The 24,559-nt window shown below is 53.4% G+C and carries 25 protein-coding genes, 2 tRNA genes, 1 other RNA gene and 1 pseudogene; 14 read left to right on the top strand and 15 right to left on the bottom strand.

The genetic code is table 11. The features are described 5' to 3' along the window. Positions 1-45: 45 nt before the first annotated feature. Both ACXJJA_RS06920 and ACXJJA_RS06915 read right to left on the bottom strand, forming a co-directional pair. Positions 46-1,842: a ribosome biogenesis/translation initiation ATPase RLI gene (locus tag ACXJJA_RS06920; RefSeq protein WP_456487481.1), complete on the bottom strand. Its 1,797-nt coding sequence runs from the start codon at positions 1,840-1,842 to the stop codon at positions 46-48. A 30-nt stretch (positions 1,843-1,872) separates the two neighbouring features. Next, positions 1,873-1,944 (bottom strand) — tRNA-Arg (locus ACXJJA_RS06915). Between the two features lie 30 nt (positions 1,945-1,974). Here ACXJJA_RS06915 and hypA point away from each other — a divergent pair. From hypA to ACXJJA_RS06895, 4 genes are all read left to right on the top strand, one after another. Then, the gene (hypA, locus tag ACXJJA_RS06910; protein WP_456487480.1) at positions 1,975-2,385 is read left to right on the top strand and encodes a hydrogenase maturation nickel metallochaperone HypA; all 411 of its coding nucleotides are present in this window, start codon (positions 1,975-1,977) and stop codon (positions 2,383-2,385) included. 569 nt (positions 2,386-2,954) lie between these two features. Beyond that, entirely contained in the window at positions 2,955-3,971 is a 1,017-nt protein-coding gene (locus ACXJJA_RS06905; protein ID WP_456487479.1) for a 3'-5' exoribonuclease YhaM family protein, read from the top strand. A gap of 28 nt (positions 3,972-3,999) precedes the next feature. Further along, on the top strand, positions 4,000-4,665 hold the full coding sequence (gene pssA / locus ACXJJA_RS06900; RefSeq protein ID WP_456487478.1) for a CDP-diacylglycerol--serine O-phosphatidyltransferase: 666 nt from the start codon (positions 4,000-4,002) through the stop codon (positions 4,663-4,665). Between the two features lie 5 nt (positions 4,666-4,670). Beyond that, complete coding sequence (locus ACXJJA_RS06895) at positions 4,671-5,027, top strand: dihydroneopterin aldolase family protein (protein ID WP_456487477.1); 357 nt, start codon at positions 4,671-4,673, stop codon at positions 5,025-5,027. Between the two features lie 129 nt (positions 5,028-5,156). Here ACXJJA_RS06895 and ACXJJA_RS06890 read toward each other — a convergent pair whose 3' ends face one another. Continuing rightward, on the bottom strand, positions 5,157-6,422 hold the full coding sequence (locus ACXJJA_RS06890) for a 3-isopropylmalate dehydratase large subunit (RefSeq protein ID WP_456487476.1): 1,266 nt from the start codon (positions 6,420-6,422) through the stop codon (positions 5,157-5,159). Continuing rightward, complete coding sequence (gene mobB, locus ACXJJA_RS06885) at positions 6,406-6,894, bottom strand: molybdopterin-guanine dinucleotide biosynthesis protein B (RefSeq protein WP_456487475.1); 489 nt, start codon at positions 6,892-6,894, stop codon at positions 6,406-6,408. Before mobB ends, ACXJJA_RS06890 begins: the two co-directional genes overlap by 17 nt. A gap of 50 nt (positions 6,895-6,944) precedes the next feature. On the opposite strand from mobB, the gene ACXJJA_RS06880 reads away from it, so the two are divergent. From ACXJJA_RS06880 to pheA, 4 genes are all read left to right on the top strand, one after another. Further along, positions 6,945-7,017, top strand: a tRNA-Thr gene (locus ACXJJA_RS06880). Positions 7,018-7,068: 51 nt separating this feature from the next. Continuing rightward, the gene (gene hxlA / locus ACXJJA_RS06875; protein WP_456487474.1) at positions 7,069-8,352 is read left to right on the top strand and encodes a 3-hexulose-6-phosphate synthase; all 1,284 of its coding nucleotides are present in this window, start codon (positions 7,069-7,071) and stop codon (positions 8,350-8,352) included. 211 nt (positions 8,353-8,563) lie between these two features. Continuing rightward, positions 8,564-9,430 carry a coiled-coil protein gene (locus ACXJJA_RS06870; RefSeq protein WP_456487473.1) on the top strand — a complete coding sequence of 289 codons (867 nt, stop codon included), beginning with the start codon at positions 8,564-8,566 and terminating at the stop codon, positions 9,428-9,430. A gap of 1 nt (position 9,431) precedes the next feature. Next, a complete protein-coding gene (pheA, locus tag ACXJJA_RS06865; RefSeq protein WP_456487472.1) occupies positions 9,432-10,259 on the top strand; it encodes a prephenate dehydratase in 828 nt (275 codons plus the stop codon). On the opposite strand, the gene ACXJJA_RS06860 is transcribed toward pheA, so the two are convergent. The 8 genes from ACXJJA_RS06860 to ACXJJA_RS06825 form a co-directional block, all read right to left on the bottom strand. Further along, complete coding sequence (locus tag ACXJJA_RS06860) at positions 10,256-11,071, bottom strand: carbon-nitrogen hydrolase family protein (protein ID WP_456487471.1); 816 nt, start codon at positions 11,069-11,071, stop codon at positions 10,256-10,258. The genes pheA and ACXJJA_RS06860 overlap by 4 nt on opposite strands. 150 nt (positions 11,072-11,221) lie before the next feature. After that, entirely contained in the window at positions 11,222-11,629 is a 408-nt protein-coding gene (locus ACXJJA_RS06855) for a Zn-ribbon domain-containing OB-fold protein (protein ID WP_456487470.1), read from the bottom strand. Between the two features lie 17 nt (positions 11,630-11,646). Then, complete coding sequence (locus ACXJJA_RS06850) at positions 11,647-12,858, bottom strand: thiolase C-terminal domain-containing protein (RefSeq protein WP_456487469.1); 1,212 nt, start codon at positions 12,856-12,858, stop codon at positions 11,647-11,649. Positions 12,859-12,944: 86 nt separating this feature from the next. Next, positions 12,945-13,472: a hypothetical protein gene (locus ACXJJA_RS06845; protein ID WP_456487468.1), complete on the bottom strand. Its 528-nt coding sequence runs from the start codon at positions 13,470-13,472 to the stop codon at positions 12,945-12,947. Between the two features lie 18 nt (positions 13,473-13,490). Continuing rightward, the gene (cdhC, locus tag ACXJJA_RS06840; RefSeq protein ID WP_456487467.1) at positions 13,491-14,948 is read right to left on the bottom strand and encodes a CO dehydrogenase/CO-methylating acetyl-CoA synthase complex subunit beta; all 1,458 of its coding nucleotides are present in this window, start codon (positions 14,946-14,948) and stop codon (positions 13,491-13,493) included. Positions 14,949-14,953: 5 nt separating this feature from the next. Further along, positions 14,954-15,418 (bottom strand): hypothetical protein, encoded by a 465-nt coding sequence (locus tag ACXJJA_RS06835; RefSeq protein WP_456487466.1) that lies wholly within the window; start codon positions 15,416-15,418, stop codon positions 14,954-14,956. 12 nt (positions 15,419-15,430) lie between these two features. Further along, positions 15,431-17,959: a 4Fe-4S dicluster domain-containing protein gene (locus ACXJJA_RS06830; RefSeq protein WP_456487465.1), complete on the bottom strand. Its 2,529-nt coding sequence runs from the start codon at positions 17,957-17,959 to the stop codon at positions 15,431-15,433. A 21-nt stretch (positions 17,960-17,980) separates the two neighbouring features. Next, positions 17,981-18,199, bottom strand: coding sequence for a spermatogenesis-associated protein 2 (locus ACXJJA_RS06825; RefSeq protein WP_456487464.1), 219 nt, complete (start codon positions 18,197-18,199; stop codon positions 17,981-17,983). A 74-nt stretch (positions 18,200-18,273) separates the two neighbouring features. Here ACXJJA_RS06825 and hisC point away from each other — a divergent pair, with 74 nt between their 5' ends. The 3 genes from hisC (at position 18,274) to ACXJJA_RS06810 (ending at position 21,374) form a co-directional block, all read left to right on the top strand. Beyond that, entirely contained in the window at positions 18,274-19,383 is a 1,110-nt protein-coding gene (hisC, locus tag ACXJJA_RS06820) for a histidinol-phosphate transaminase (protein ID WP_456487463.1), read from the top strand. Between the two features lie 79 nt (positions 19,384-19,462). Further along, entirely contained in the window at positions 19,463-20,695 is a 1,233-nt protein-coding gene (locus tag ACXJJA_RS06815) for a glycosyltransferase family 4 protein (RefSeq protein ID WP_456487462.1), read from the top strand. Then, on the top strand, positions 20,673-21,374 hold the full coding sequence (locus tag ACXJJA_RS06810; protein WP_456487461.1) for a class I SAM-dependent methyltransferase: 702 nt from the start codon (positions 20,673-20,675) through the stop codon (positions 21,372-21,374). Before ACXJJA_RS06815 ends, ACXJJA_RS06810 begins: the two co-directional genes overlap by 23 nt. On the opposite strand, the gene ACXJJA_RS06805 is transcribed toward ACXJJA_RS06810, so the two are convergent. Further along, positions 21,337-22,119: a class I SAM-dependent methyltransferase gene (locus ACXJJA_RS06805; RefSeq protein ID WP_456487460.1), complete on the bottom strand. Its 783-nt coding sequence runs from the start codon at positions 22,117-22,119 to the stop codon at positions 21,337-21,339. The genes ACXJJA_RS06810 and ACXJJA_RS06805 overlap by 38 nt on opposite strands. Continuing rightward, on the bottom strand, positions 22,116-22,322 hold the full coding sequence (locus ACXJJA_RS06800; protein ID WP_456487459.1) for a hypothetical protein: 207 nt from the start codon (positions 22,320-22,322) through the stop codon (positions 22,116-22,118). Before ACXJJA_RS06800 ends, ACXJJA_RS06805 begins: the two co-directional genes overlap by 4 nt. 127 nt (positions 22,323-22,449) lie before the next feature. On the opposite strand from ACXJJA_RS06800, the gene rnpB reads away from it, so the two are divergent. Together rnpB and ACXJJA_RS06790 are read left to right on the top strand one after the other, a co-directional pair. Next, an RNA gene (gene rnpB, locus ACXJJA_RS06795) (RNase P RNA component) lies at positions 22,450-22,716 on the top strand. 40 nt (positions 22,717-22,756) lie between these two features. Next, the gene (locus ACXJJA_RS06790; protein WP_456487458.1) at positions 22,757-23,509 is read left to right on the top strand and encodes an HAD family hydrolase; all 753 of its coding nucleotides are present in this window, start codon (positions 22,757-22,759) and stop codon (positions 23,507-23,509) included. Between the two features lie 62 nt (positions 23,510-23,571). On the opposite strand, the gene ACXJJA_RS06785 is transcribed toward ACXJJA_RS06790, so the two are convergent. After that, a complete protein-coding gene (locus ACXJJA_RS06785; protein WP_456487457.1) occupies positions 23,572-23,718 on the bottom strand; it encodes a hypothetical protein in 147 nt (48 codons plus the stop codon). A 513-nt stretch (positions 23,719-24,231) separates the two neighbouring features. Here ACXJJA_RS06785 and ACXJJA_RS06780 point away from each other — a divergent pair. Next, positions 24,232-24,559 (top strand): annotated as a pseudogene (locus ACXJJA_RS06780) (recombinase family protein); the annotation flags it as partial.

The following is a 24,559-nucleotide window of genomic DNA, read 5'->3' as shown; positions in this document are numbered from 1 at the left end:
TCCCCGTAGCGTCTCAACAACGAATTCAAGTGAGAAGCATCATCGCTACAGGGCGTTGACGAGGCGTGCGTAATAATATTCTCCCCGCCTCTTCTGCTCCTTGTCGAGTCTTGAGCCGAGTTTGTTCACTCTTGGGCGTTTTGAAGCTTCGTCCCTGCGGAAAGTTATTCCTAAATCCTTCAAGAAGCGGTTCATGCCGTCTCTCATCTCAAAGGGACCAAGGGCTTCGCCTTCGGCGCCGGGGACGCCGACGAACACGAGGAGCCGGTCGCTGAGTAGGTCAATCATGTAAATGTCGTGGTCGACGACGAGCATCACCGTTTCCCGCTTCTCTGCGAAGCGCCGCAGCACCTTCGTCGCCCTAACTCGCTGCTCCACGTCCAGATGCGCAGAAGGCTCGTCGAGCATGTAAATGTCGGCGTCTTGGAGCAGACAGGCGGCAATTGCCACGCTCTGAAGCTCGCCACCGCTCAATTCGCTAACTTTAAGTTCCAAAAGCTCGTTGATGCCAAGAGGCTCAACGATTTCAAAGGTTTCGGCGGCATCCAGCGGCTTTATCGAGCTGAGGAGTTCCCGAACGGTGGTTTCGAGGTCACCACGCAGGTATTGCGGCTTGTAGGAGACCTTGATGTTTTCTTCAAGAGGAGTCTCGCCGCCGTCAGGGTCGGGGTCGGGCTTGAGGACGCCCGCCAGCACTTTTATGAACGTGCTTTTCCCGATGGCGTTCCTGCCGACGATGCCGACGACCTCGCCGTGTTCGAGCTCGCCGCCGTGCGTGTGGAGCCTGAACTTACCGTCGTAGCTCTTCGTGAATGCTCCAAATTTTAGGAGCGTGCGGCGCTCCCTATGCTCCCTCGGCGGACGCACCTCGAACTCTATCGGTTTGTCTCGAATCCTGACATTTTCCTGCGGCAGGTAGCCTCGCAGATACTCATTGATGCCAACCCGCACGCTTTTCGGCTGCGTGAACACGCCGTAGGCGCCGGGCTTCCCGTAGACGATGTGGACAACATCTGCTAACATGTCGAGAATCGCAAGGTCGTGCTCCACGACCACGACCGCCCTACGACGCTCCGCCAAGAACTCCGTGATGACTTTTGAGACGTTCACCCGCTGGTAGATGTCGAGATATGGCGTGATCTCGTCAAGAAAATAAAAGTCAGCGTCCCTAAGGATGCAGGCTGCGACCGCTATTCTCTGGAGCTCACCGCCGCTCACGCTTTTTATTTTGTTGTCGAGCGTGTGCTCAAGCTCTAACATTTTGACAACATCGTCGAGCATGCCGATCTCGTCCGTGAGTTCTAAAAGCGTGCGCACCTCTCCATCAAAGACCTTGGGGATGGAATCCACATACTGCGGCTTGTAAGCAGCTTTGATGCCATTGCTTCTGAGTTTTTCGAAGTAAGCCTGCAGCTCTGAACCTGCAAAGCTCTTTACGACCTCATCCCAGCTTGCCTTCTCCTTGCCGAGATTAGGCTTTAACACGCCTGAGAGTATTTTGACAGCGGTGCTTTTTCCGATGCCGTTCTGCCCGATTATCCCGATGACTCGCCCCTCTTTTGGAATCGGCAGCCCGTAGAGGACGAAGCCGTTCTTGCCGTAACGATGAACCTCTCCGCCTTTCAGCTCCTCAGGCAAGCCGACTATCGAAATCGCACCGAACGGGCATTTTTTAATGCAAATCCCACACCCCTCGCAAAGCTCTTCCGAAATTACAGGCTTGCCGCCATCATCGAGCACTATAGTTTCTTTGCCAGTCCTGACCATCGGGCAGTATTTCAGGCACTCCTGCGAGCATTTTTTCGGCTGGCACTTCTCACGCCGTAGAACTGCGATTCTCATTCCAACACCTGCCGCCGGTAAATTAAAAGAAGCCCCCGCCGGGATTCGAACCCGGGTCCGCGGCTCCGGAGGCCGCAAGGATATCCACTACCCCACGGAGGCTGGCTTTTGGCTGTGGGTTCGTAGTAACCAATGTCATTTAAGCGTTATGAGAAAATAAATCTGATGCATGAGTTTTCAACGATGGCGGAGGTCGTACGGGTCGTGGAAGAAGAAGCTCGGCGGCGGAACGCAAGGGTCAAAGAGGTGCGTTTGGAGGTTGGCGAGCTCTCCTTCCTTTGCGAGGAGCAGTTGAGGTTTGCGTTCGAGGTGTTGGCTGAGCAGTCGGACGTGCTGAGAGGCTCGAAGCTCGTCATCGAGAGCGTCAAGGCTGAAATCAAATGTGAGGGGTGCGGCTACGAGGGCGGCGTGCGCTACGCCGACGACTTCGCCTACCACTTCAGCCCACCGATCCTCCAATGTCCGGAATGCGACGGCTTCGACGTGCGCATCGTGAAGGGACGAGGCTGCATAGTCAAGGAAATCGTAATAATAACGTCATGATGTTCCTTAGTAGCGGCAGTCGTTAAACCTTAACGAGCGTGACGAACCTGGAATGGCATCACGTCCTCGAATCCAAAAATACATTTTGGTATTTTATTTGATAAGCCTGCTGGACCATGTCCGTCACCTACACATTTCGCGGCGTTATTCGTTTTCACTTCGAAATTGTCGAAGTATATGGCGAGAAACAGATTGAGTCCCCTTTAGTACATCCAGTATCCGACATCAATAATCCATTTCTGAAGCCACCTGAGCCTCGACGGTAGGAGCTTTTTCACGGGCTCCTCGTAATTTCCGACGACAAACGTCGCCTTCTTGCTTTAGCGATTACGACCTCCTCACCAGCTTCAAATCTTCGGGAACGAGGAATGCGCTAACGTCATCGAGAAATAAAGAAAATAGAGGGCGTGGAGCAGGTGGACACGTATCTTGTCCTCAAGACGATAAAGGGGGAATATACGGCTTTGGACTTGGTTTGGCGTCTTCGACGCTCGTGTTTTGCTGCTCACGCCTCGCATGCTCGATAGTCGCATCGACGAGAAGATTAAAACTTCAGAGACGAATGTTTAATGATGAAAAAGAAATTCGTCAAGGACCTCAGAGAGGGCGAGGATGTGGATGATTTCTTTTTAGTTGTAGGGAAGGAGTTGCGGGAGTTCAAGACGAAGCCCGGCATTTTTCTGCAGTTGAAGCTCATGGACGGTACCGGAAGCATAACTGCGAGGTGCTGGGAGGGGGCTGAGGAGGTTTCTGCACTCGTGAGCGTCGGCGACGTCGTACAAATTAAAGGCACTGTTGAGTCTTTCCAAGACGAGCTTCAAATAATCTTCGAGCCTTACGACATAAGCAAATGCGACGAGCTTTCGCCGCAGGATTTATTGCCGAAAACTGAGAAAGACGTGGATGGTTTGCTTTCCGAGATACGAGCGACGACGCTTTCTTTCGAGGACGAGCATTTGCGGCGGCTCGTGCTTTCGTTTCTCGACGACGAAGCCTTCGTTGCGAAGTTCAAGACGGCACCCGCCGCCAAAACGTATCACCACCCCTACATCGGCGGGCTTATCGAGCATACACATGCAGTCATGAAAATCTGCGACTTGCTCGCCGAACTTTACGGCGAGCTTGACAGAGACTTACTGCTCACGGGCGCCATCCTGCATGACATCGGCAAGATTCGGGGCTACGAGTTTGAAAACATTATTGACGTGAGCGTGGAGGGCGGGCTTGTCGGGCACGTCCTTCTCAGTCTCGAAATGCTGAACGAGAAGCTCAAAGAGCTTTCAAGCTTGGGCTTGGGGCTGCCGGAGGAGCTTTGTTTGAAGCTGCGGCACTTAATCACAAGCCACCATTGCCATCGAAAGTGGGGCTCGCCGATAGAGCCGAGGTTCGCAGAGGCGAGCGCCTTGTGCTATGCGGACCTCCTTGATGCGAGGGTTAATGAGTTTTTGCGTGCGCAGAGCGAAGCTTTGCAGCAGCGAGAACAGCGGGAGGGCGAGGGCGTATGGAGCGACTTCAGCAAAAGCCTCCGCACTTTCCTTTACCTCGGAGCAAGCAGTAAGGACGAAGACGGCGAGGGGGAAGAGTGATTTAGTAATACCGACAATGCAAAATTAAATGGAAGAAGCGAGCATTTTAAGCCAGATAAGGTTGCCTGACCTTTTTAGTGTGCTCAATGCCCTTTTGGGATTTTCCGCGATACTCTGGGCAGTCATAGGCATGAAAGAAGCTTTACTTTTAATCCTGCTCGCAGCGCTCTTCGACGGTATAGACGGCGCCGTCGCACGTGGCTTCGAGCGCTCCGAGCTCGGTTTGTTTCTCGACTCCTTCGCAGACCTAATTTCCTTCGGCGTGGCGCCATCTTATATCGTCTACGTGGCGTTTCCGCACACGCTTACGTGCGTGTTCTGTGGCGCTTATGTCACGTGCGGAATGCTTCGCCTCGCCCGGTTCAACGCCACGTCTCTGAGATTGAGTATTGAGGGTTTTGAAGGCTTGCCGATAACCGCCGCTGGCATGTTTTTGTCTTTGTTGCTGCTGGCGGTTCCGCGCTTTGACGATTTCATCCTTTTCGTCGTCGTGCTTTTGATGGCAGTTCTGAGCGTCTTGATGGTTAGTAGGGTGAAATATCCAAAAGTTAATGGCGTCCCGCAGGCGTGCGGCGGCGCTCTTATCCTCATTCTTTTTGCGTTTTATGCATTCTCACTACCGCTTTCCTATCCGTCCGCAGTCCTTCTTGCATTAATAAGCATTTATGCGTGCTTACCTCTCTTGGGGAAGTGAAGTGAATGTCGGGGGACGTTTCCGATAGGGATATTGCGGTCTTCGAGGCGGGAATAAAGCTCGGGGCGCTCTATCACCAGTTCATTGGGACGCCGCTGAGCCTTAAGACTATAAAGGTGGTTGAGAACGCCATTACGAGGAGTGTCTCCTTGCAACCCTACGTGAAAGCCGTTAAAGTTGAAATAAATCGGGAAAAAGTTAGAGAGCGGACGACGAGGTTCGGTTACTGCGAGCTTTGCGGCGATATGCTCGACGTGTGGCTCGTCGTCGAGTATCGGGGCGTTGAGGTGCGAGCGAGGCTGAAATTCGATGGAGAATACCCGCTGATGTTTTTGGAGAGTGTGAGCGCCGCTGAGCCGTAAAGCGTAAAGCCGTGAGCCGCTCGTGGTGAACGAGGTGGTATAATGTGAAGCGGCTTGTGGAAGTTAAGAGTTTCGAGCCGTTGGAGCCTTACGAGCGGTTGAGGTGATGTTTCGGATTTGACAACATAGTTACGTCCTGCCCAAGGCTCTTGGGTCAGTTATTTTTCCTCTAATGGCACTCGCTGCCGCAGTTTCAGGACTGCAGAGGTAGATTTCGGCATTGTTGTTGCCCATGCGACCTTTGAAGTTGCGGTTTTGTGTTGAAAGAGCGACGTCACCGTCTGAAAGGGCGAACGTCCGTCCTATGCAAAACGAGCAGCTCGGCGGCACGAGCATGCCGCCCGCCTTCAAGAAAATCTCAACGAACCCCGCCTTCAATGCTTCGAGGAGCACTCTGCGGGACGCCGGGCATACGATTAATCTCACACCGCTCGCTACCCGCTGCCCCTTCAGAATTCGAGCGGCAGCCTGTAAGTCCTCAAGCCGCCCGTTCGTGCAAGAGCCGATGCAGACGACGTTCACCTCCAACCCTTCGACTTCAGAAACGCTTTTCACATTCTCGACACGGTGCGGGCACGCCACTTGCGGCTCCAGCTTCTCAGCTTCGATTACAAGCTCATCCGCATATCCCGCATCGGCATCAGGCTTAAGCTCACGAAACTCGTGCTCCCGCCCGTGTCTCCTTAAGAACTCCCGAACTCGCTCGTCAGCGGCGCAAAGCCCGCATTTCGCTCCAACTTCGACCGCCATGTTCGAAAGCGTCGCCCTCGCCTCCACGCTCATTCTCTCAACGGCGTCGCCTGAAAATTCAACGCTCATGTAGGCAGCGCCGTCCTCGCCGATTTCCCCTATAAAACTGAGGAAAATATCCTTTGAAGAGACGTGTGGCGGAGGCTCGCCCTCCACTATGACTTTGAAGCTCTCAGGCACTTTCACCCAAGTTTTCCCGAACGCAAGGATGGCGGCGACATCCGTGGAACCCATACCTGTGGCGAATGCTCCAAGGGCACCGTGTGTCGTGGAGTGCGAGTCCGCACCCACGATTATCTTGAGCGGCGCCGCAAAATTTTCAAGAATTAGTTGATGGCAGATGCCGTCGCCATTCTCAAAGAGCATTATGCCGTTTTCCTCGGCGAACCTCCGCATGAAGGCGTGGACGTTCGCAGCCCGCTCCGAGGGCGGCGGCGTCGCATGGTCGCAAATTGCCACAACCTTCGAGGCGTCGAAAACCTTACGGACGCAAAGCTGTTCCATCTGTTGAATCGCCAGTGGCAGCGTTCCATCATGCGCAAACACCAAGTCCACGTCGAGCGTCAGAATCTCGCCAGTCTCTACGTCCCTCCCGAGGCGGGCGCTCAAAATTTTTTCTACCAACGTTTTACCTCTCTTGCTCATCTTCACACCTCTTCTCTTCCATCCCAAAACTCATTTCAAAAATGTCAGAGCTAAGAAAAAGCCTCAGGACCTCTTTCACCTTCACATCCCTCCCCACATCCTCAGAATCCACCCTCACAACCACCCCCCTCAAATCTCCATCAAACTCGCCCACAAGTATCTTCGGCAAATCACTGTTCTTAAAGCCCTCCACGAGCACGAAGTCGAAGCCCTGCGCCTCGAACTCCTTAAGCAGCTCCTTTAGTCCCTTTTTCCGCTCAACACGCAACATCTTATCTCTTTTTATTTCTACGCCCACGACGACGCTTGCTCCCGCGTCAAAAATGCGGTGCGTGTCCTTACCCGGAACGTCAAGCTCTTGCGCATGCTTTATACATGCTACCCGCCCGTAGCTCCGCAACTCCGAAACTAAACGCTCTATGAGTGCGGTTTTCCCCGAGTTCTTCTTCCCGACGACGCTTATGACTTTCATGCTCCGTATGATGAAAAAGTTTTAATTTTTAAGAGGGTAACTAAAAGTGAGCCTTGGTAGCTCAGTCGGAAGAGCGCCTCTCTGGTAAGGAGGAGGTCGCGGGTTCGAGTCCCGCCCAAGGCTTCCCATTCTAAACGGCAGCATTATTAGTAGAGACGATGCATTAAGAAACAGATGAGCAGGAAAATACTTCAAGTTGCGCTCGACGTCCTCGAATTGGAAAGGGCGATCCAAATAGCTAAAGAGAGCATAGAAGGCGGTGCAGACTGGTTAGAAGCAGGGACGCCGCTCATAAAAAGCGAGGGTATGGATGCCGTTCGAGCATTAAGGGAGGCGTTCCCGGACAGGAAGGTCGTAGCGGACATGAAGACGATAGATACTGGCGCCATAGAGGTTGAGATGGCAGCGAAGTCTGGCGCAAGCATCGTGGCGATTCTTGGCGTCTCTGACGACTCCACGATTCAAGATGCGGTGCGTTCCGCTCGTAAATACGGCGTCGAGCTCATGGTGGACATTATAAACCACGAAGATCCCGTGCGACGGGCGAAAGAAGTCGAGGAAATGGGTGTGGATTACGTCTGCGTGCACGTCGGCATCGACCAGCAGATGGTCGGCATGGACCCGCTTGACATCTTGCAGAAGGTTGCAGAGACGGTCAATATCCCAATTGCGGTCGGCGGCGGGCTCGACGCCGAAGGTGCGGCGGCTGCTGTTAGTATGGGAGCGGACATTGTTATCGTTGGCGGCAACATAATACGCTCGGCGAACGTTACGGAGTCCGCACGGAAGATTCGAGAGGCCATCGACGCCGCCGAGGTGAAGGTGCGGAGGAAGAAGGAGCTGGAGGAGGAGATTCGAGAAATCTTTATGAAGGTCTCCACGCCGAACATCAGCGATGCCATGCACCGTAAGGGCGTGATGAAGGGGATAAAACCACTCTTCGAGGGCATAAAAATGGTCGGGAAGGCGGTAACCGTCCAGACTTTCGAAGGCGACTGGGCAAAGCCCGTGGAAGCCATCGACATCGCCGGTGAGGGCGATGTGATTGTAATTTATGCAGGCTCACATGAAATCGCCCCTTGGGGCGAATTGGCATCATGGAGCTGCAAGAACAAAGGGATTGCGGGGATTGTGATAGATGGCGCCGTTCGGGATGTTGATGAGATTCGGAGGATAAGATTTCCAGTGTTTGCACGGCACATCGTTCCGAATGCGGGTGAGCCTAAGGGCTTCGGCGAGATAAACGCCGAGATAAAATGCGGCGGGCAAGAAGTCAAGCCCGGCGACTGGATAGTAGGTGACGACAACGGCGTCGTCGTAGTCCCAAAGGAGCGGGCTTACGAGATTGCGAGGCGGGCGCTCGAAGTCTGGAAGATGGAAGAGCGGGTGCGGGCGGAAATAAAAAGAGGAAAAACCCTCTCTCAGGTCCTTGAGCTTTACAAATGGGAGAAGAAATGACGGCATCTGTTGCCAATGCATTTATTTTAATAAAATAATTCGAATAAAACTCAACATGCGTTGTAGGGCTCAAAGAGGAGCACTACTTCCCGACTCCTCGTAAATAATAAAAGTAACATTTAAATAATGCCTTAACAAACTTCCCCTCGAAGACATTGTGCTCAGGCGGCGCAGTTGTTCCCCCTCGTAAATCAACAACGGGCGTCAGTAAATGTTAGAAGAATTGGAGGCAAGAAGGGACGATTTGGCAAGAAAGGCGGCGGAGTTTGAGGTGTTACGCAACAGGTTGAACGCTGAGGCGAGCAAGTGGGCAGAGATCCGTAACGAGCTCAACAGGAAAGTCCATGAGACCATCGAAAAGGCTAAAGAATATAAAAGGCTGCGGGACGAGAACAACGAGAAAGTCATCGAGATGAAGGTGAAGCGGGACGAACTGAACGAGAAAGTCCGCCAGTGCTACGCAGAAATAGAGAAACTACGCAGGAAGAACGGAGTGAAGCTGGATATTATCCGCTCCTTCGAGGAACTGCGGCGGAAAATAGACGAGCTCGAGTTGCGGCAGCAGACTCGGGTGATGAGCATTGAGCAGGAGCGGCAGCTGGTTGCGAGGATTGCGGAGCTTAGGAGAGAGCTGGATGTGAAGATGCAAGAGCTTGAACGGGACAAGAAGCTGAAGGAGCTGCTCGAAAGAGCGAAGGTTTTAAAGGCTGAGGCTGACGAGCATCACAAGCAGCTCATAAAATACGCAAAGCTCGCCCAGCAACACCACGAGAGCATGGTGGAATGCTACCGTGAGGCGGACAGGCTCCGTGCCCGTGCGGACGCCGCCCATCAGAAGTTCCTCGAAGCGCAACGCTCCGCCGACGAGGCGCACCGCCTGTTCATAAGACACCAGCGGGACGCCAGAGACTTCGACCGCGTCATCAAGGGCATTTACCGTAAGATGTATGAAGACCGAGACTTCAGAGAACGCTTGGAGGCACGCAAGAAGGCAAAAGAGATTTACGAGAGGTTCATGGAGGGCAAGAAAATAAGCACCGAGGACCTACTGTTGCTCCAACGCTCAAGACTGCTCTGACATGATTTTGGTCGGCGTCTTAGGACCCGAGGGCACGTTCTCTGAGAACGCCGCAAAGCTCTGGCTTTCGAGCGGTGTAGATTTTCAATTGAATTACTACGACACGATTTCAGATATTTTCGACGGTGTCCTGAGGGGCGAAGCCGACTACGGCGTAGTCCCTATCGAGAATTCTTTGGAGGGCTCGGTCGGTGAGACTCTCGACCTTCTGTCGAAGGAGCCGGTGAAGATCGTTGCCGAGGTATTGGTTCCGATAAGGATATGCCTACTTGCGAGGGGCGAGCTTTCCGACGTTAAAATAATAATGTCGCACCCACATGCCTTGGCGCAGTGTCGAGGGTTCCTACGAAAGTTGAAGGGCAAGGTTGAGGTGCGGGAGACAGGGAGCACGGCGCACGCCGCCAAGCTCGCTGAGGAGTTCAAAGAAGTCGCTGCACTCGCCTCTGAGGACTCTGCGTCGAAATACGACTTGAGGGTGCTCGCCCGGGACGTGCAGGACAGGAACAGCGTCACGAGGTTCATCGTAATAGCAAGAGAGGGCGCTGAAGACAGCAAGCCGACAGGCAACGACAAGACCTCCATCATACTGTACCTAAAAGACAGACCAGGCGCCCTTTACGAGGTCTTGGGCGAGTTCGCAAAACGGAAGATAAATTTGACGAAGATAGAATCGAGACCGTCGAAGCGAGCTCTCGGCGATTACATGTTCCATATCGACTGCGAGGGGCACGTAAGGGACAAGAAGGTAAAAGAGGCATTGCTCTGCATAAACGAAAAGGCGGAAACGCTCAAGGTTTTGGGCTCTTACCCTAAAGCTACGCAAGGCTAACTGAGTAGCGGCTCGTAAGCTTTTCTGTTACGTCTTGTGAGCGAGTAATTCTCGCTACGCAGCCGTCTCAACAAACCAAAATCAAGCTGCACGACGAGAACTTCCGGTTTGTTCTCATCCCTCGGCATCGCAAGCACCCCCCACGGCGCCGCCGCCAAGCTCCGCCCGACTATCTTGTTCCCAAAGGGCGAGATGCCGACGCCACCTGTTTTTAGAATGAAGAAGCTGTTGTCGTAGGCTCTTGCGACGAAGATGCACTGGCGAGCGTCTTTGGTAGGGTCATGCTCGTAGAAGCGTGAGATTACAGGGTTTAGGACGACGTCGGCGCCGAGCAATCCGAGCAGCCGCCCGGCTTCGGGATAAAGGACGTCGGCGCACACGAGGACGCCAATTTTGAAGCCTCGGCACGACGTAACGCAGAAGGAGTCGCCGCATGAGAGCCCCCAACGCTCCTCGCCCTCGGTGAGGTGCACTTTCCTCTGCTTTAAGAGTAGTTTGCCGCTGTCGTAAACTAGGCAAGTGTTGAAGTATCGGGGTTCTGTCGCTGTCTCTACCTTCTCCAAAACGGTTCCAGCGAGCATTACGTTGTACCTTGCGGAAAGCCCCCGCAGAAAACTTACAGTGTGTTCATACGTATTTTTGTGGACTTCTGCCGGCGTCTTGCCCTTGAAGGATTCTGCGAAGAAGTATTCAGGCAGGCATATTAGTTCTGCGCCCTCGGATGCGGCTTCTGAAACCAAAAGCGATGCCTCTTCCAAATTCTTCTCAAAATGCCTTCCCACCCGCATCTGGATGACTGCTGCTGTGAGCATCAGAGTTCCCTTACGCCTCGCCCCTCATTAGCTTTGCGGTTCCGTCAGATGGCATTGGGGGCATGTGCAGAAAGAAATCTAACGAATCAGGTCCAAGGCTCAGTTGGTTAATTGAAGAAAAACAAAGAAAATTGGACTCAAGAGCGCAGGTCAAGCAAGTTTGAACAGCGGGACGACTCGGCGCTCCTTATCGGGATAGTGGCGTTCTGGCGGTAGTTCCTGCCCTGTAATCGTAACTTTCCTGCCTACAAGCTCCAAGGACACCTCTTCCGGCTTTAGGTCCAGCCTGCCAACGAGCCACGGGCCGTCATCGGTTTCAACCTCGCAGACGACATAAGGGGCTTCGTCCTCAAGCCCTGCAGGCGCTACGTGAATCACAGTGAACGTCTTTATCACGCCGCTGTTCTTCATCTCCACGACCTCAAGCTCGTCAGCGCCGCACTCTTGGCACACGCTCATCGGTGGGCACGTGACTTCACCACATGCCTTGCACCTCAGCCCAAGCAGCTTGCCCTCGCGCAAAGCATCGAAATACGCCTTAAACGTGAGCTTTCCCATTTATAACACCTCCGTAGCTAAGCTTCACCCCACCGCTCTGTGCTCAGGATGATGTTGCAAATCGTTCCGAAGTCGCCGCCGAGAGTGTCTGTCATGCCGATTTTGGCATCATGCACTTGCAGTTCTCGGGGCTCCATCTCGTTGCGTAACTGCTTCACGATGGCATAGATTTGCGAGACGCCGGTGGCGCCGACCGGATGCCCCTTGCCGATGAGTCCGCCAGAGGGGTTGACTGCGGGTTTGCCACCGATTTTCGTCTTGCCCTCAGCGACTGCATCTGCGCCCTCGCCGAACTCGAAGAAGCCCATCGCCTCCGAAGCGATGATTTCAGCAATCGTGAAGCAGTCGTGAAGCTCCACGACGTCCACGTCGTCGGGCGTGAGTCCTGCCTGCTCGAACGCCATCTTGCAGGAACGCACCCTCGACATCGGCACCGTTATGTCTTTCTGCCTGTAGATGCCGCCTGCAGAGCTCTGCCCGGCGCCGAGCACGTAAATCGGCTTTTCGACGCACTTTTCGGCGATGCTCGCCTCCGCGAGAATGCACGCCGCCGCCCCATCTGTCATCGGACAGCAGTCGAGCAGCGTCAGCGGATACGCTATCATCCTTGAGCTCAGCACGTCTTCGACCTTTAAATCGCCGAGTTTCTTGTAGAACTGCGCCTTCGGATTCAACGCCGCATATCCATGGTTCTTCATGGAGACGTGCGCCATCTTCTCCCGCAGCTCGTCCAGCGGGATGTCGTATTTCTTGGAATAAAGGATGGCAGCCATCGCAAAGATTCCGGGGAATGTGAGCCCGGCGTTGAACTCATAAACGCCGTCGGCGGAGGTTGCGAGCGCCCTCGTGCCGATCGCCGTTCCTGCGGACAGCAAACGCTCGACACCACCTACGAGCACGACGTCGTAAACACCAGCGGCTACCAGCAAGTAAGCCTCTCTAAAGGCAACGGATGAGGACGCGCAGGCGCCTTCCATTCTCGTTGCAGGGACGCCCGCCAACCCGATTTCGGCAGCGGCGAACGGTGCAAAGTTCGAAGTGCCGTCAGTTAGCTCACCAACGTGCTGCCCTACAAACACCGCCTCTACCTTTTCTTTTTCGATGTTCGACGCTTTTAAAGCCTCAAGTGCCGCCTCGCCGAAGAGGTCCATCAACGACTTGTCAGGGCTCCTCCCGAACTTCGTGTGCCCGACGCCAAGGACCGCAACGTCTCTTAACTCTTTCTTCATGCTTTCACCCCTTTTCACTTTGTCAAACTTCTGCTTAAAAAGAGTGTTTTTTCGCAAATCGAGCTTGAAACCCTGCAAAATCGAGCTTAAAATTCTTCCTCTTCGAGCATCTTCGCGGTCGCCATCCGTGAGATGAGGGCGTCGAAGGCTGAGACGTCGGCATGTTCGAAGTAGTATTTGAATCTCTCGTCGCTCGGCCAACCGATTATGCAGTTCACCGTTTCACGTTCGGGGTTCACGAGCCAGATCATGAAGCCTTGCTCCTTTATTGGGAAATACCACTCCTCCTCATCTATTAGGAACGCAATCATGAGCCGTTCGCTCGTCGGCGGAAGAATCATGGCGTAGTCGATTGCGTGCTCGGGCGTGCCGCCGCCGAGAAATACCTTCATGGCGCTTAAATCCCTGAAGCCCTCCAGAATTGCGGCTTTGCCGCTTTCCAAGCCTGGCCTCACGACCCCTACTAACTCGTAGCTCTTCCGCTTTTCCTCGTCGTTCCTTGTCGCCCGCACATCGGGCTGCGTGAAACCCACGGTCTCCGGCGCCTTCAGCTCGTAGCCCACATACTCCAAAAACTTCTCCACGAACTCCTTGACGCTTTCGACGCTGAACATAACAGTAAAAAGTAAAAATTATTCAGACTTTGGAAGTTTGCCTTGCATTTCCAGGAGGATCCTTGCCTTCTCCTTCGCCCGTTTCTCCTCTTCTGGATCCCACTCGCCGTTCGGCGGCGGAATCTTCAGGGGCTCAGCCTCCTCGCCGTTCCTCCAGAGCTTTGTCACCGGGTGCTCGACCTTCTTCAGGAATTCTTTCAAGTCCTTTGGGTCGATGGCGTCGTCCTCGGTCGCAATCTTGTCGTAAATCTCCTCCGGAATGAATTCGGCAAGCATCTGCTTGTATTCCTTAGGCATCCAGACAATTCGATACCAGCCGCCATCACCGACCATGAACTTTCTTGACCGGGGGGTGCGGAAGGACATGCCACAATAGCCGTGGTTCTGCATGCCGCCGCTCATAAAGCCGGCGAGCTTCGAGAACGTAACGCCAATGGGCGTCATGCCCGTGTATCTGCGGTCCACCATGCCGAGCCCATCGACTTCTGGGATATAGAAGATGCCCGCTTCGAAGCAGCCGCAGTTCGTCTGCGGATAGAGCAGCGAAGAATACATGACGACACGCTTGTAGCTTCGGTTTGATTTCTGGTAGACGACCTCGTTCACGCCAGTGTATTCACCGCCAATGGGGTCTAGGCACTCGCCCTTTGGCATGATGAAGGTGTAGCCGTAGGGGTCGAGCTCATACATAACCTTTGCGCCGATCCAAGTGATGATGCCGCAATACGGTGGGCGGTCAGGGGCGACGACACAGACGTGGTTCGGAGCAAACGTCTGACAAACGGCGCAGCCGTAAAACGTATCCACGTCCTCGTCCGAGAACTCTCTGGCTCGTGCATCGATGCGCTCCCAATACGGGATGCAGACGTTTTGCGTGATTTCCTTAATTAGGTCCCGATACTCGTTACCGACGATTATCTTGGCATCGCCTTTCTCCACATACGGGAACATGATTTTCGTGTTTGCAATCATCGCCTGCCCGAGGTGGAAGAAGTCGTGTTTGTGCTTTGCAGTCTTCCTTAGCCGCAGCCAGATGGTATCTCGGGTGTTCAGCAGCATCCAGCCCTCGCCGCCTTCCACCGCCATGTATGTCCAGCGGGTCAAGATGTCAAGGAAGTCGTCCTCAAGATTCTCCCCGTAATACCGAATCCAAAACATGAATGGTAAGGACGTCCCATCTGGTATCTCAGGGATGTCCGGTCCTATCAGCTCGATGCGCCCGTCCTGAATCCTATCTGGGTCGTGCACGATTTCTATGAACCACGTGCTCGTGTAGTTGAACTTTGGGCCGCCGACCTCGAGCGCATACTCGCCCTTCCTAATACGCTCGCCATACCACTTCGGTCCAATGTCATACTTCACGCCCTCAAAAAGCCTGTCGAGCTCGGTAGGCGCCTGGTAGACCCTACCCTTCGGCAGCGAATCCCAGACACGCTGCCGCTCCTTCGCCATCTCGTCCTCTTCCTTCTTCGCCATCTCCTTCACCCCAAATTCTTTATTATCTCCTCTAAGCTCTCCTTCCATTTATCAATTGTCATGGTGTTCAGGGAGGCAGTAGCCTCTGGAACTTCGACGCTGTCAAGCACGACGGTTTCTACGACCCCCGACATCGTCGTCACGAGCGCACGAGCGGTATCTGGCGTGTAACCTATAAGAACAAGGACCTCCGGACGCTCAAACGGCTCCTTCCAATTGTATTTGAGGTATATGGGAATTTCGGCAGCCCACATCTTCTTCGTTGCCTTCACCTTGCCACGAACGGCGTTCACGGTGTTCCCGGTGGCGGCGACCGCCGCATCCAGCTTGTTCGCAAGCTCTACAGCATAATCAAGGAGTGGCTTGCCATCAAGCTCCAGCTTCTCACAAAGCTGCCCACTCATCACCAGAACCTTCCTCTTTTTCTCCTTGAGAAAATTCGCGATTTCCAAAGGTTCTTTAGCAGCCATTTTGCATCCCCCCTACTCCTTCGGCGTGCCGTGCATCTTCGCAATCTCCTTAGAAGGCGCCGCTACTGCCCCGCCGACCATCTCTTTTATTACAAGTCTCGGCACGACCGTCGAATATCTGCCGAGTTGTATGCCGTAGTTCTCGACGTATTCGCCCATGTCCACAAGCCGTCCGTCCCGAAGCCTTGCCTTCTTAACACGGACGCCCTCTACTTCCCAACCGTGCTCCTTCTCAAGGAGGCGTAGCATCTCCAGCCGCCGCATCACGTGTATCTCGTGCTCCGAACGCACGTAGAGATGCCAGTCGTCAGAATACTCGCCGAAGAAGTTCTTGTGCGCCTCGTTGTAAGCTTCGAGGCTTGCGAGTCTCGGGTCTCTGAGTGCCAGCGGGCGGTGGAACAACTTAATTATCATCGTCAGCGCCTCCTCTTTTGTTTCCACAGGCACTATCATGTGGACCGGGCATGGCTCCACTTCCCGTATCTTGCCGGTAATGCCATCGAACATCTGCCATTTGCTGCGGTCGTGCTTATCGCCAAGGAGCCACGTTTTGAACTTAAAGCCCTCGGGACCAATGACGACAGAGACGCCGGAGCGTGCGAAGCCCATCGCTACCGAGAACATTTCTTCGGTGGCAGCGCCCCATATCAGGACGACGAGTGGGAGTCTCGTGTATTGATAATCAACGATCTGCGACCAGTTAGCCTTTGGGGTGTAGCCGCTGCCTATCATCGTGCCTTTATACGTTGCCGGCGGTATGTGCGAGATTGCGGTGCAGCCACCGAGATTCACGAAGCCCCGCAGCACGCCCGCTGCAAGATACTTCTCGAATATGTATTTTCGTTCTTCTTCGTCGAAGTATTTTGCGGCGTCGGCAGCCACACAGCCCGCCACCGCAACCAAGCAGTTCCTGTCCACCAAATACCTGACCATCTCCGCAATGTCCTTTTCAGCGCCGGGATACTTGCCGCAACCTATGAGGAAAACCATGCCGGGACCATTGCCGCCGAGGACGAAGCCGAACGTGAGGTCCCGCCACTCGATATGCGAGATGAGTCCCCGCCCCGGACGCATCATATACTTATCGTTCTTTATTTTCTCGGCGGACGCCCCGATTATCATGTCGAGAATCGGCAGCCCATTCGGGCAGACGTGCTCGCACTTTGCACAGAAAACGCACTCATCGTATATTTCAGAGAGCTTCTTAATGTTGCCCTCTCTCGCTGCTTTCATCGCCCTGCTGAGCATCAGCCTGTTCGGGCAGGCGTTGAAGCAAGAATCACACGCCTTGCACGCCGTCGCTTTCTCCTTTATCTCGTCCTCAGAAAGCAGCGCCGCCGTCTTCCCCTCCTTCGCCCTCTTCACAATCTCGACGGCAAGCTCGCCTGCCTTCTCAGGCATCGTAATCTGAACGGCATCGTTCTCCTCCAAATACTTCACAAGCTCCTCCAACGGCAGCTCGGTCTTGTCCTCCACGCCCTCGAAGTCAGCCTTGTAGCCGCAGGCGATAACCTTCGCCCCAATTCTTCTCGCTTCTTCCACAACGTCGAACGGCAGGCAGAGTTCGCTGACGACGACGACGTCGGGAATCCCGGCACGAATTGCGAGCCTCGCCTTCGCCGCGGACGTCACGACCTTCGCCTTTTCGTAGAAACGAGGAATGTCATGCCCGGCGGCGCCAATACCGCAGACCTCAATTTCGTCCTCTAGCCCGCGCTCTTTTATTAATCGGACGGCATGCCACGCTGGCAAGAAATCGTTGCCCATAAAGCAGATTACCGGCTTTGAAACGTCCACGACGCCAAGCCCCACCGGCGTCTGCACTTTTGGCCAGTCGGCGTATTCCGTCGGCGGCACCTTGCCGGCGTTGTAAAAGTCGAATATGCAAGTTCGCAGCGTCTCGGCAACCTCCATCGCGAGGAACGTTAGTGAGCCCGCATGCATCGTCTTCTCCACGAGGTCTTTTGCCGACTCCTTCCCGTCGTTCGCTGCATAAAGAAGCTCTGCGAGCTGCGCCTCCGCATACGACAACGCACGCTCTACATCCGCAAGATTCTTCGGGTAGAAGCCGCAGAGCATTGCGACGTTCGTCATAGGGAACTCCTCGTAGGGTCCGAGATTGATTTCCTTCTCTTTCCCGTGGATCTTGATTACGTAGTCCAGCAGGTCCCTTGCATGCGTCAGCTGCCTTGCAAGCGCCTTGCAGGCATCTTGAAGCCCCTCTCTCGCCTTATGAGCCTCCAAGCCCACGCCGCAAAGCCCGTTTTTCGCAGAGAGGTCGCAGGGACCTTGGGGGCAACCCTCGCAGCTCTTCTTCGCGCTCGTGAAAATCGTGTAGTATTTGTCGAGTAGGACCTCGTCCCACTCCGCAATGTCGGAGGCGTGAGCGAAGATGTTCAACTTCGGGTTCCACTGCCGCAGCCGCCGCTCGCCCATCTCCTGGAGGATGTCCTCAGCGATGTCCTCCACGCCTCTTGGGTCCCGGACGGCGTCAGCCAGATTAACCTCTACCTCTCCTATTTTAACCTTTTTTCCGCTCATAATTTCACCTGAGAAGCAGAGTCAGAATATGTCCACTTCCGCCATGCACTTCTCGCATACCACTTTCTTCTTCACAGCCTCCCCTATTATTCCCGGCGTCGTAACCCCTTTGATCCTGTGCGACGGGTGCGTCTCTTCTATCTCTATTTCTCTCGCACAAGAGTCGCAGAGCGGAATACCGCACTCCTCGCACTTCTTCGTAGCTTCATTCTCTTTGCATACCCCACACATCTCTGCCATCTTCCCCACCTTTTTAGTTCCCCTTTGCCCTCCTTACTTAATAAATATTTTCAAATTCCTCGATGGGGACGCATGTGAGAGCGATAAAAGTGAGAGACGTCGTCGAAGGGATAAAAGAGTATAAGCCCGGCAGGTGGATAGAGGGCGCCATAAAACTCAGCTCTAACGAGAATCCGCTGGGTCCAAGCCAGAAGGCAGTCGAAGCCGTAATTCGGTGCGCACGACTGATAAGTCGGTATCCAGAAACGCTTTCAAGTCTGGACGGCTGTGGCTGCGAGGCGGAGCTAATTCAAGAGCTTGCGGGGCGTTTGGGGGTCCCACCGGAGGGTATAGTGCTTGGCGCGGGCGTGGATGGCGTCTTGGACACACTCGTGAAGCTTTTTGTGGAGAACGGCGATGAAGTGGTTATCCCGATACCGACGTTCTCGCTTTACGAGACGCTTGTGCGGCTGATGGGTGGCATTCCGAGGTTCTTACAAAGGGACGAGCAGCGGAACTTTGAAGTCGCAGCCACAGACGTCATCGAGGTGACGGTGCAAAAAACAAAGCTCGTATTTCTCAGCTCGCCAAACAACCCGACAGGCGACGTCGTTGCGGAAGCTGAGCTGCGGGCGATTCTCGAAGCATTACCGTCGGCGGCAGTCGTCGTGGACGAAGCATACGTGGAGTTCGCTGAGCGCTCGTTCGTGCCGCTCGTTCGTGAGTATGAGAATTTAATAATAACGAGGACATTTTCGAAGGCGTTCGGGCTTGCGGGGCTGAGAGTTGGCTACGCTGTCATGAACGAAAACCTCGCTCGTGAGTATAAAAAGGTGGCAATTCCGTTCTCGGTCAACGCGCTCGGTATCGCAGCAGCGCTCGCGGCCCTCAGGGATGAGGAACATCTTAAAAGGACGGTCAGCCTCGTCAAAGCAGAGAGAGCTTTCCTCCTCGAAAACATACCATTCAAGACGTTCCCGTCGCATGCAAACTTCGTGCTCGTGGACGTGTCGCCTTTTACTTCGAAACAAGCTTTTGAGTTCCTTGTGGAGCGTGGCATCGTCGTCCGAGATTGCTCTTCCTTCAGGGGCGCCGGCACCTCGCTCATCCGCATAAGCGTCGGGACTCACGAGCAGAATTTAAAGGTCATTGATGCTTTGGAGTCCCTGTATACGAGGAGGAGGCATGCTCAAGACGAATATTAAACATGTGTCATACTTAGAAGGGGACAAAAACGCTATTTTTTAAATCTCATTGCTGCATGGCTTATTGCGGGGGAGGGGGTTGAAAGTCTGCTTGCTGAGCTATCGGGGCAACATGTATACCGGAGGACAAGGTATATACGCCTATTATCTTGCGAAGGAGCTGGCGAGGCTGGGATGCGAAGTGCACTTAATAGCCGGTCCGCCGTATCCGGAAGTCCCTGACGGCGTGCAGCTCCACAGGGTCGTTAACCATAATTTTTTCGGCAAAAAGAGAGATTTCCTGCCACCAAACCTCCTTGAGATTTTTTACCCGCTTAACTTCTTCGAATATGCCGCGACTAGGGTCCATGTATTCCCGGAGATGCTTACTTTCAGCATACGAGCCTTCCGCAAGCTCAGAGAGCTGGGACGTTTCGACATAATACATGACAATCAGTGCTTGGGCTTCGGGCTCTTACTAATGCGGTTGAGGATGCCCGTGGTCGCCACCATACACCACCCGTTAATCCTCGATAAGATTGCCGCATTCCAGCAAACCACAAGCGTCTCAGAGGCGTTTCGCTATACCATGTATTACTCGCCATTCGAAATGCAAAAGGTCGTCGCACGCCGCCTCGACGGCATAATGACAGTTTCCAAGAGCGCCGCTAAGGAGATAACGAGGTTTTTTGGCGTGCCTTCTGAGGAAATACGGGTAATATACAACGGCGTTGACTTAGAAACGTTCCAGAACGACGGGTGCGAGCGGGAGGAGAACAGTATACTCTTCGTGGGCAGAACGGAAGACAGGAAGAAGGGGATTTTCTACCTGCTAAAAGCGATGCGCATGCTGAAAGACTTGGATTTGAAGCTCACGATTGTGGACGAGAAACCTCCGAAGACCGTGTATGCGCCGGAGCTCGTCAGGAAATACTGTCTTGAGGACAGGGTGCGGTTTACAGGGCGGGTTACGGTCAGAAGGCTTGTCAAACTATACTCAAGCGCCGAGATTTTCACGGCTCCCTCTCTATACGAGGGGTTCGGCTTCCCGGTGGCGGAGGCTATGGCATGCGAGACGCCAGTCGTGGCTACGACCGCTGGCGCCATTCCTGAAATTGTGGAGAATGACGAGACGGGCATATTAGTGCGTCCGGGAGATGTGGATGCGCTTGCGTCCGCCATAAGGGTGTTACTCGAAGATGACCATCTGAGGAGGCAAATGGGGCGGGCAGCTCGTCGTCGAATAGAAAAGCTCTTCTCTTGGGAGCGTGCGGCGAGGGAGACCCTAAATTTTTACGAGGAGGTTTTAAATGGTGCTGACGGCGAGATTTGACGTTCTGGGCATAGAGAGCGGGGATGTGGTGCTGGATGCAGGCTGCGGCGACGGGCGGCACACGTGGACATCGTGCAAGGAGCGAAAATGCCGCATATGCGCTTTGGATATTTCCAAAGAGGATTTATTAAAGACGAGATACGTGCTGGCGCTGCTGCGTGCGCAGGGGGAGCTGCAAGGCGAAGCTCACGTTCTAATGGCTGATGTTTCCACCCTCCCTTTCAAGGAGGGGGCGTTCCACAAGATAATATGCACCGAGGTTCTTGAGCATGTTGAGGACGACGAGCGGGTCATGCAGGAGCTTGTGCGAGTGCTGAAGCCCGGAGGTAAGATTGCGGTGAGTGTCCCCACGTATTTCACCGAAAAGGTGTTCTGGAACATCTCGCCGAAGTATGCAAGGACACCTGGTGGGCACATAAGAATTTACAGGATACAGAGGCTGCTGCGGATGATAAAGCGGAGCGGCTTACGCATATACGAAATTCGCTTCGAGCACGCATTGCACTCTATTTATTGGTTGCTCATCTGCGTCTGTGGTATGAACGTCGACGCCACGCTCCCAAGGCTTTACAGGAAGTTACTGCTGAGCACGCCCACGAAGTTCATTACGACTTTCGAGAAGGTGTTCAACTTTGCCTTTCCTAAGAGCGTGGTGGTCTATGCCGAGAAGCCTCGATGACAATTACATCGCTGAGTGATGGGAGCATCCTTGCAGCCCTGTCGAGGAGCCGTAATAAAAACAGAGATGCCCTTTGCGGCAGCCTTTCGAGCAAGGAACGCCACAGCGAATTATAAGTTAAGAGGCAGACGCCCACGCATGTAGTTATCGCGAGGTGTGGCGCACACATACGCTTTAACACGTGATAATCGAATTTCGTGACGTGGTCTGGAGGTATTTCCCAGAAGTGTTGCCCGTCCTTTGCGTCTTTCCTGAAAAAGCTTTTTATCGAGTGCACCCACCTACCCAGCTTGCAGCTTAGGCTCTCAAAGTTTGCAACCGAGATAATCACCTTGCCACCACACCTCACGACCCTTGCCATCTCGCTGATTGCCGCTTCGGGGTCGTAAAAATGGTCTATCGCCCCCTTACACACGACACGGTCAAAAGAGGCGTCTTTAAACGGGAGGCTCTCAGCAATGCCGTAAACGAGGTGTAGTCTGTCATTAACGCCGAAGATGTGGTTTTTCGCCTTCCTCAGCATTACCTCAGAGGGCTCAACGCCCACGCCCACGACATCACTACACTCCTTCACCACTTCTGTCAGGTCTTTCGCTCTTCCGCACCCGACATCGAGCACGAGTTTGCCCCTCGCCTTGTTCAGCGTCTCTTCGGTCATCCGTCGCCACAAATACTCTACGTCCACCGGAAACTCTTGCGGCAGGACGCTTTCATCGTCCCAACGCACGTCAACCTTGCCCCTCATTTCTCCTTGGACGCGGAAACCGTCGCTATGTTCCATCCTATCCAGAACACAAGGCTGAAAAGCACGAAAAGCCCTACCGCTACTGGGATTGCGATTGCCCAGAACCTCTGCTGCGGCGACCCGAAAAGCATTACGTAGACGAATGCAGCAGCGGCGATGATGACGCTCGTGCAGATAAGCGCCCCCACCACTTTGGTGCTCATGAATCTCCCCACCGTTTTGACTGTCCATGAAATAAAAATACTTTTCGTTTGCATAGGGACTCAGGGCAAGATTCTTGACCCGTAACAAGCGAAACGCTTTTGAGTTAAGAAGAATAATAAGAGAAGGGAGAGAGGGAGGGCGGCTGCCGGTGCCGTAGGGCGCTGAGGAAAGTCCCCCCACCCAGGAGCTTAGGCTCCGATGCGGGCGTCCGCAAGGACGCAGGGCGAGAGCCCTGGCTCTGGCATAGAAACGACACCGCCCCGTGTTAATGCAGTGATTCCGGGAGGATGAGGTCGCACGGCGGCGGATGGAACGACCAGCCCCGCAGGGTGCAAGCCTTTGGGCGCTTAGACAAATGCCGCCGAAACAAAAGGGGGCTTACTCCCCTCACTCCCCCACACCAAACAAATAAAAGTGCGGGCAATTCACTTTGATGAGGGCTGTGCTGTTCGACGTTTACGGGACTTTGCTCTTTGCGCCATTGAAGGCTATTTACCGAAGAGCATCCGAGCTGAGCGGCACGCTCAAGAGCAAGGGCTACGCACTCAGGGTTGAGGATGTCCTCACAGTCTTCGGCAGGAAATGGCTTGAATACTCAGAGGGTAAAATAAAAGATGACAGAGAGTATCTTTGTGCATGCCTGAGGGAGCTTTGCTGCAACGCGTCGGTCTCGGAAAATCTCATCAACGAGATTTTATTTTTCTACACGTCGAAAACCTCTGCACGACTTTTCCCTGGCGTTAAAGAGACTTTAGAGGACTTAAAAGTTCGTGGCTTGAAGTTAGGCGTAGTCTCGAATTCCACATGCTCAAAAACAATAAACGACCTGAAAATGAACGGCATTTACGAATACTTCGATACGTTCTGCATATCCTCGGAGGTGTGTATCCTGAAGCCCGATCCAAGAATCTTCTTGAAAGCGTTGGCGGCGCTCGGCGCTTCGGCAGCGGAGGCGGTCTTCGTCGGCGACCGCCCACAGGAGGACATCGCCGGCGCACGAGCCGTGGGCATGAGGACCATACTCTTCCAGCCGCAGCTCGAAGAGGAGATATGGAGCACGAGCGACTTGTTTCTCAAGCCGCTTAAACGTGTGAGCTGCAGTGAGGAGTGCGAGGCAGATGCCGTCGTGCGAGATATTAGGGAGGTGGTGAGCATCATTGACAAATGGTGTGCTGAGAACTTCTAATCAACTCAAAGAACTAAAGAACTTTTTAAAATTGTTAGAATCATTTAGTAACTTACTAAAATTTAATTTTCAATGTAGCTGGGAAGTTTACTCTTGTTAGCCATTAACTCCCTGCTCGGCTTTCTCTCCAAATCAACGCTCGCCTTATCAAAACCCAACTCTAAAGAAATGCAAATCCATTCCTCTATTTCAGACTCCGTTGCAATCACATGGACCTTCTTCTTATCATCCTATTTTAAGCTTCTAAATGCCTCCAAATAACCTCCTTCTCGATAAGTATTTGCGTTTTCTTTATCTATTACGATAACCACGAAAATGATAAAGTCAGGCATCTGCATTTGGTTTATATCTGCATAAGACTTAGCTCGCTGCTCTCGTAATAAATATGCTTCGGGAGACCTTGATGGGTATCTCATGGTCGTTTAAGCGCACAAATGATTTGCCACCTTTCTTACAAATCGCAAGATGAAGATTGAGTTTAGCTCTCTATTTTCTCCTATATATGTCTATTTCGACGTCGTCACCTAATTTTCCTCGTATTCAAAATTCAGACAGCGTCGTCCTTCCCCCGTCTCAATTTCAAACTCTATCGGCAGGCTCCTTTTGGGGTCGCTGACGATGTTCTCGTAGCCATCCCATTCCAGAAGCGGGCAGTTTCTTAATTAAGAGCAAGTGAAACTTTTAAATATTTTTGGAACTTGTTCTGTTCAGGTGGGTGTTGAGTGAGGCTTTATCGGGCTGGTGAAGCGGCGAGAAGGCTTGGAGTCTCCAAAATGACTCCGCTGGATTAAGGCAGGTAAACTCAAAGCCCACAGAATCGGCAAAGAATACCGCATCCCTGAAAGTGAAATCAAAAGACCACTTGAAGGCAAAACTCTCGATAAAGTCGCCATTTATGCCAGGGTTTCGAGCAGAGACCAGAGGGAGGACTTAGAACGGCAAGTTGAATATCTTAAAAACTACTGCTCCTCCAGAGGATACCAAGTGGCAAAAATCCTTACCGACATTTCCTCCGGCATGAACGAGAACAGAAGGGGATTAAAACAACTC

It is taken from the genome of Candidatus Alkanophaga liquidiphilum, assembly GCF_053996935.1.
Note: the sequence above shows the minus strand (reverse complement) of the source record. Positions and strands in the feature narration are given on the sequence as shown.

What these genes read in the sequence shown, in the direction of transcription:
- ACXJJA_RS06895 (WP_456487477.1), top strand. Translation starts at nt 4,671, where the DNA reads ATGTCGGGGGACGTTTCCGATAGGGATATTGCGGTCTTCGAGGCGGGA.
- cdhC (WP_456487467.1), bottom strand. Translation starts at nt 14,948, where the DNA reads ATGGCGAAGAAGGAAGAGGACGAGATGGCGAAGGAGCGGCAGCGTGTC.
- ACXJJA_RS06855 (WP_456487470.1), bottom strand. Translation starts at nt 11,629, where the DNA reads ATGGGAAAGCTCACGTTTAAGGCGTATTTCGATGCTTTGCGCGAGGGC.
- ACXJJA_RS06830 (WP_456487465.1), bottom strand. Translation starts at nt 17,959, where the DNA reads ATGAGCGGAAAAAAGGTTAAAATAGGAGAGGTAGAGGTTAATCTGGCT.
- pssA (WP_456487478.1), top strand. Translation starts at nt 4,000, where the DNA reads ATGGAAGAAGCGAGCATTTTAAGCCAGATAAGGTTGCCTGACCTTTTT.
- ACXJJA_RS06860 (WP_456487471.1), bottom strand. Translation starts at nt 11,071, where the DNA reads ATGCTCACAGCAGCAGTCATCCAGATGCGGGTGGGAAGGCATTTTGAG.
- ACXJJA_RS06800 (WP_456487459.1), bottom strand. Translation starts at nt 22,322, where the DNA reads ATGAGCACCAAAGTGGTGGGGGCGCTTATCTGCACGAGCGTCATCATC.
- ACXJJA_RS06805 (WP_456487460.1), bottom strand. Translation starts at nt 22,119, where the DNA reads ATGAGGGGCAAGGTTGACGTGCGTTGGGACGATGAAAGCGTCCTGCCG.
- pheA (WP_456487472.1), top strand. Translation starts at nt 9,432, where the DNA reads ATGATTTTGGTCGGCGTCTTAGGACCCGAGGGCACGTTCTCTGAGAAC.
- ACXJJA_RS06850 (WP_456487469.1), bottom strand. Translation starts at nt 12,858, where the DNA reads ATGAAGAAAGAGTTAAGAGACGTTGCGGTCCTTGGCGTCGGGCACACG.
- hypA (WP_456487480.1), top strand. Translation starts at nt 1,975, where the DNA reads ATGTCATTTAAGCGTTATGAGAAAATAAATCTGATGCATGAGTTTTCA.
- ACXJJA_RS06890 (WP_456487476.1), bottom strand. Translation starts at nt 6,422, where the DNA reads ATGAGCAAGAGAGGTAAAACGTTGGTAGAAAAAATTTTGAGCGCCCGC.
- ACXJJA_RS06835 (WP_456487466.1), bottom strand. Translation starts at nt 15,418, where the DNA reads ATGGCTGCTAAAGAACCTTTGGAAATCGCGAATTTTCTCAAGGAGAAA.
- ACXJJA_RS06905 (WP_456487479.1), top strand. Translation starts at nt 2,955, where the DNA reads ATGATGAAAAAGAAATTCGTCAAGGACCTCAGAGAGGGCGAGGATGTG.
- ACXJJA_RS06790 (WP_456487458.1), top strand. Translation starts at nt 22,757, where the DNA reads ATGAGGGCTGTGCTGTTCGACGTTTACGGGACTTTGCTCTTTGCGCCA.
- ACXJJA_RS06920 (WP_456487481.1), bottom strand. Translation starts at nt 1,842, where the DNA reads ATGAGAATCGCAGTTCTACGGCGTGAGAAGTGCCAGCCGAAAAAATGC.
- ACXJJA_RS06845 (WP_456487468.1), bottom strand. Translation starts at nt 13,472, where the DNA reads ATGTTCAGCGTCGAAAGCGTCAAGGAGTTCGTGGAGAAGTTTTTGGAG.
- hxlA (WP_456487474.1), top strand. Translation starts at nt 7,069, where the DNA reads ATGAGCAGGAAAATACTTCAAGTTGCGCTCGACGTCCTCGAATTGGAA.
- ACXJJA_RS06870 (WP_456487473.1), top strand. Translation starts at nt 8,564, where the DNA reads ATGTTAGAAGAATTGGAGGCAAGAAGGGACGATTTGGCAAGAAAGGCG.
- ACXJJA_RS06810 (WP_456487461.1), top strand. Translation starts at nt 20,673, where the DNA reads ATGGTGCTGACGGCGAGATTTGACGTTCTGGGCATAGAGAGCGGGGAT.
- ACXJJA_RS06825 (WP_456487464.1), bottom strand. Translation starts at nt 18,199, where the DNA reads ATGGCAGAGATGTGTGGGGTATGCAAAGAGAATGAAGCTACGAAGAAG.
- mobB (WP_456487475.1), bottom strand. Translation starts at nt 6,894, where the DNA reads ATGAAAGTCATAAGCGTCGTCGGGAAGAAGAACTCGGGGAAAACCGCA.